At 64.2% G+C, this 5,682-nt stretch carries 6 protein-coding genes; all 6 read right to left on the bottom strand.

Annotated features, from left to right (window positions below):
* Positions 1–825 (bottom strand): LacI family DNA-binding transcriptional regulator (locus ACXJL8_RS32025; RefSeq protein ID WP_456686222.1); only part of this gene is annotated, 825 nt, incomplete at its 3' end.
* The gene (locus ACXJL8_RS32020) at positions 822–1,466 is read right to left on the bottom strand and encodes a ThuA domain-containing protein (RefSeq protein WP_456623338.1); all 645 of its coding nucleotides are present in this window, start codon (positions 1,464–1,466) and stop codon (positions 822–824) included. The genes ACXJL8_RS32020 and ACXJL8_RS32025, both read right to left, overlap by 4 nt.
* A gap of 10 nt (positions 1,467–1,476) precedes the next feature.
* Complete coding sequence (locus ACXJL8_RS32015) at positions 1,477–2,574, bottom strand: Gfo/Idh/MocA family protein (protein ID WP_456623339.1); 1,098 nt, start codon at positions 2,572–2,574, stop codon at positions 1,477–1,479.
* 22 nt (positions 2,575–2,596) lie between these two features.
* Positions 2,597–3,445: a carbohydrate ABC transporter permease gene (locus ACXJL8_RS32010; protein WP_456623340.1), complete on the bottom strand. Its 849-nt coding sequence runs from the start codon at positions 3,443–3,445 to the stop codon at positions 2,597–2,599.
* On the bottom strand, positions 3,438–4,379 hold the full coding sequence (locus tag ACXJL8_RS32005; protein ID WP_456623348.1) for a carbohydrate ABC transporter permease: 942 nt from the start codon (positions 4,377–4,379) through the stop codon (positions 3,438–3,440). The genes ACXJL8_RS32010 and ACXJL8_RS32005 overlap by 8 nt, the downstream gene beginning before the upstream one ends.
* Before the next feature lie 2 nt (positions 4,380–4,381).
* On the bottom strand, positions 4,382–5,641 hold the full coding sequence (locus tag ACXJL8_RS32000; protein ID WP_456623341.1) for an extracellular solute-binding protein: 1,260 nt from the start codon (positions 5,639–5,641) through the stop codon (positions 4,382–4,384).
* Positions 5,642–5,682 lie beyond the last annotated feature (41 nt).

The raw sequence follows: 5,682 nt of genomic DNA, 5'->3' as shown, positions 1-5,682 counted from the left end.
CTCCAGCGCATCGGCAATGCCACGGTTTCCGGCGCCGCAGCAGTATATGCCGCGGAGATCGGCATGGCGGGCGAGCAGCGCGGCAGTGAGCTCCCGCGTGCGCTCGCTGTCGTCGCGGCCCTCGATGACCGGCAGCGCGAGCAGGTTTGGATACTCGCTGGACAGGATCTGGTGGAAGCCGAACTGCCGCTCGGTGTGATCGCGCAGCGACAATGATCCCGYGATCACGGCGACCATCCCCTCGCCGCCGGTGAGGAAACGTCCCATCAGCGTTGCCGCGGTGCGCCCCGCGGCCGGGTTGTCGATACCAACATAATGCAGGCGGCGCGAGCTCGGCGCGTCCGACACAAGCGTCACCACGACGACCCCGCGCGCGGCGAGTTCGTCGATCGCGGCGCGCACCCTCGGATGGTCGAGCGCGATGACGGCGACGCCCTGATAGGCAGGCGACAGGTTTTCCAGCGCACCGGCCAGCACGTCCGGATCGAACACGTCGACATGGAGGATATCGATGAAGCCGCGCTGGCCGGCGAGCCAGTCCGCGGTTCGCCGGACCTGCTCGGTCAGGTTGGTCATGAAGCTGTTGCTGCCGGTCGGCAGCACGAAGGCGAAGCGGAAACTTTGCCCGCGCGCGAGCCGCGCGGCCGCGACGTCGGCACGATAGCCGAGTTTTGCCACCGCGGCCTCGACACGCGCGACCGTCTTGGCGCGCACGCCCTCACGCCGGTTGACGACGCGGTCGACGGTGGCGAGCGAAACGCCCGCCGCGCGCGCGACGTCCTCGAGCGTGGCGCGAACCATCGGCTGGGTCGCACCAGCCGTCATTCACGCGCCGCCCACAGCATGCCGCGGGTCATCAAGGTTCGGATCTCCGGTACGTCGAGCTCGTAGGCGCGGTGGCCGAGCGAGGAATAGAACACCCTGCCCGCGCCGTAGCGTTTCTTCCACACCACGGGCATGACCACGCCCTCGATCCAGGGCGCGTGTTCGCCGCTGAAGGTCGTGGTCGCCAACACCTCGTTGGCGGGGTCAACATGCATGTAGTACTGCTCGGAACGATGCTCGAAACTCTTCAGACCCTTCATGATGGGGTCATCCGGCTTGGTCAAATCCACCTTGTAGTCGATGATGTTGCCGGGATGCGCGACCCACTGCCCGCCGCACAGGAACTGGTAGTCGACGGAATCGCGGAACGCATCGCCCATGCCGCCATGATGGCCGGCGAGCCCCACGCCGCTACGCACCGCCGCGCAGAGATTGAGCGCCTCCGCCTTCTCGATCTTCGCCATGGTGTAGATCGGGATGATCAGCGACAGATCGTGAATAGCAGGATCGGCGAAAGCCGCCGTCGTGGTCTCGATCCGCACCTCAAAACCTTCCGCCTTCAGCCAGCCGCGGATCATCGAGGCACAGAGATCGGGATCATGTCCCGGCCAACCGCCCCAAACTATCATTGCCTTGCGCATGTTCTTGTCCTCAGTCGATCTGTCCGGTTTCACGTCCGGCCGGCAGCATCGCCGGCCGCTCGACGCGGTTCTCGATCTTGACCCGCCGCCCCTCGTCGGCGGAGGTCTGGAACGCCTCCATCACCTCCAGCACATGGAAGGCGAGCGCGCCGGAGGCACGATGCGGCCGGTTGTTCAGGATCGCGGAGGCCATGTCGGCGACGCCGATGGAACGGAACTCTCCTTCCACATGCCCGTGAGTTAGCGGCACCGTCTCCCATTCGCCACCGGTCTTGGCAACCTGCACCTCGCCGCCGAAGCGGTTCGGGTCCGGCACCATCATGCTGCCGTTGTCGCCATAGATCTCGATCGGCGCATGCCGGTGCTTCGGTACATCGAAGCTCATCGCGATCGAGACGAGCGCCCCGCTCTCGAATTCGAGCGTGCCCGCGACATGGGTCGACACTTCGACCGGGATCAGCGTGCCGTTCATTGGCTCGCTGGTGACCAGCCGCTCGGACTTCGGACGCGCGGTCGATCCCATCACGCTCGCGACCGGGCCGAGCAGCTGCACCAGATCGGTGATGTAATACGGTCCCATGTCCAGCATCGGCCCGCCACCGCGCAAATAATAGAAGCCCGGCGCCGGATGCCAGCGCTCATGGCCGGGACAGCCGAAGAAGGCGCTGCCCGCCACGGGCGTACCGATCGCGCCGTCGTCGATCAGCTTGCGAGCGGTCTGGTGCCCACCGCCGAGGAACGTGTCGGGCGCGCAGCCGACGCGAAGATTCTTCTGCGCGGCGAGATCCATCACCTTGCGCGCCTCCGCGACGTTGATGCCGAGCGGCTTCTCGGAATGGACATGCTTGCCGGCATTCAGCACCGCGAGACTGACGTCAGTGTGGGCGAGCGGCACCGTGAGATTGATGACGATCTCGACGTCATCGCGTTTGAGCAATTGATCGACCCGCATCCCCGGCAGTCCAAAGGCGGCGCCCTGGCGCTCCGCAGCATCGCTGCGCATGTCGGCGAGCGCCTTGATCTCCATGACCGGGAAGCGCTGCGCCGCCTTCAGATAGGCGGTGCTGATATTGCCGCAGCCGATGATTCCGATTCCGACTTTTCTCATTGTGATCTCCGTGAGGTACCGCTCATCCCTTGACCGCGCCCGCGGTGAGGCCGGCGACGATGTGCTTCTGCGCGAGAAGGAAGAGAATGATCGTCGGCAGGATGGTCAGCGTGATGAAGGCCAGGATCAGGTGCCACTCGGACGAATACTCGCCCTGATAGACCATGATGCCGAGCGGCCAGGGATAGAGCGCATCGGTGTTGAGCATCACCAGCGGCAACAGATAGGCGTTCCAGCTGTTGACGAAGGTGATGGTGCCGACGGTCGCCAGGATCGGCCTGGACAACGGCAGCGTCACGTAGCGGAAGAATTTGATATAGCTGCAGCCATCGACCAGCGCTGCCTCGAGCAGTTCATAGGGAATGTCCTTGAAGAAGCGTCGCAGCAACAGAACGCTCATCGCGAGGCTGAAGGCCACCTGCGGCAGGGCAACGCCAAAATAGGTATCGAGCAGCCCGAGATCGCGCACCTTGATGAACAACGGCAGCACCGCGGTCGCCGCCGGAAACAGCAGGCCGAGCGTCAGGTAGCTCAGCAGCATCGATGAGCCGTAGAACTTGATATGGGCGAAGGTGAACGCCGCCATCGAGGCGACGATCAGGGTCAATGTCACCGTGAGCGTCGAGATGATCAGCGAGTTGCGCAAGAGCTGCCAGTAGCGCGCGGAGAACAGGATGTCGGCATAGTTCTGCCACTCCCAGTGATGCGGCAGGCCGAACGGATTGACGCGCAATTCGCCGAGCGATTTGAAGCCGCCGAGCAAGGTCGCGAGCAGCGGCACCAGCACGAAGATGGCAACGACGGCGAGGAACACCGCCTTGAACAGCACGGCGGGATCGAACGGCGTGCGGCTGGTCTCGGCATTACTCATCGCGCATGAACCATCGCTTGTAGGTGAAGGCAAAGGTCACGCAGATCACGAACAGGATGACACCGATGGCGCTGCCATAGCCGACCCGCATGCGGGAGATGCCGTTGTTGTAGAGGAAGCTCACCATCGTGTTAGAGGAATCCGCAGGTCCCCCGCGCGTCAGCGGCATGACGAGGTCGAACAGCTGCAGCGAGCCGACGATGGCGAAGAACACGGAGAGCCGGATCGTCGGATAGAGCAAGGGGATGACGACATGGCGCAGGGCTTGCGACCGCGTCGCGCCGTCGATGCGGGCTGCCTCGATCAGGCTCTTGTCGAGGCCCTGGAGCGCCGCGATGAACAGCATCATGTGGAAGCCAAAGTACTTCCAGACGATCACGATCAGCACGGCCAGCATCGCCGTGTCGGTCGAGGCCAGAAGATGCGGTGGCTCGGCGCCGAAGCTGCGCCAGATCGAGGCGACGAGGCCGTAGTCGCCGTCATAGACGAAGCTGAAGATCAACCCGGTCGCAATCTCGGCCAGGATGTACGGCATGAAGAACAGCATGCGCAGCGCCACCGCCCCACGGAAGCGTTCGGCGAGCATCACGGCCAGCGTGAGCGCAAGCGGTAGCTGGATCGCCAGCGAAACAGCGATGATCAGCCCGTTGTTGCGCAGCGCCAGCCAGAAGGCGCGTGTCTCCAGCACGAAACGGTAATTGTCGAAGCCGATCCAGTTGGTCGGCCTGCCGAACCCGTTCCAGTTGAACGCCGAATACCAGGCTGCCTCGCCGATCGGCAGCACCACGAACAACGTGAACAACAGCAGCGCCGGCGGCAGGAACAGGATCAGGACCGTAAGCCTGCCGTCCCAGCTCGGACCGCGGGCCGCGACCTGCGGGACCATCTCACCGGCAACGCCCATCGCCGACACGCTCGCGGCCCGACGCGCCACCGTCAGTTGCCCTGCTTCCACGCCGCTTCGATCGCCTTAGCGGCGTCCTGCGGGCTCATGCTGCCGCCGGCGATCTCCGCGGTGACGTCATTGACGACGCGGCCGACCGACGGACCGAGGCTCTGGTCATAGAAGTTCTGGTGGTAGTTCGACTTCGCGAGATTGGCCGCGATCAGCTTCATGAAGGCGTTGTTGAGGCCGGCGTCCGCGCCCTGCACCACCGGGATGATGAAGTTGCCCGCTGCAAGCCGCGTCTGCACGTCCTTGGAAACGAAGTATTTCAGGAAATCGACCGCCTCCTTCGGCGAGCCCTTGGTGATCAGCCAGCCGGTGATCCCGCCGAGCGTATCGGTCGGCGCGCCCTTGCCGCCGGCCACGACCGGGAAGTCGAACCAGCAGATCTTGTCTTCGCTCAATCCGACCTTGTCGGCGGCGAGCGCGCGCTGCAGATGATAGACGGTGCTGATCGCGAGCGTCATCGCCGCCTTGCCGTCGCCGAAATAGCCGACCGCCTGCGGATTCTTGAAGCCCAGGAAACCGTTCTGGAACGGCTGAAGATCGACGAGCTGCTTGAACAGCTCGCCGGATTTCTGGAAAGTCTCGCCGGCGAAGCCGCCGTTCTCGCCGCGCAGCGCCGCGTCGAACGCCGCCTTGCCGCCGATGCGCACTGCAAGATGCGTCCAATAGAAGTGCAGCGGCCATTTGTCCGCGCCGCCGACCACGATCGGGGTGACGCCGGCGGCTTTCAACGTCTTCACGGCAATAAGCAGATCGTCCCAGCTCTTGATCCCTGCAGGATCGACCTTCGCCTTGGCCATCAGCTCCCTGTTGCAGAGGAAGCCGACCTGCGACAGAGCGGTCGGCAGACCATAAACGCGGCCATTGCTGGTGAAGGCGGCGAGCGCTGCCGGCGTCAGGCTGTCGCTGTAACCCTTCACGGAATCGGTGATGTCGTCGAGGACGCCGGCCTCGATCTGCGTCTTCAGGACGCCGCCGGCCCAGCTGTAGATGATGTTCGGCCGGTCCTTGGATTGCAGGATGGTCGGCAGCTTGGCCTTGTAGGCCTCGTTCTCGAGGAACTGCATCTCGACCTTGACGCCCGGATGCGACGCCTCATAGGCGCGCGCGACCTCCTCCCAGATCTTCACCTGGGCCGGATTGGCCTCGATGTGCAGCCATTTTACGGTCGTGTCGGCTGTGGCGGCGTTGGCCCAAAGCAGGCATGCGGCAGCGGCGAGTCCCAGCTTCTCGAGCAGTCTCATCACATTCCTCCCAACCGGCTCTTATTCTTTGGCTGCAATCC

This window comes from Bradyrhizobium sp. P5_C11_2, from assembly GCF_054049755.1.
Note: the sequence above shows the minus strand (reverse complement) of the source record. Positions and strands in the feature narration are given on the sequence as shown.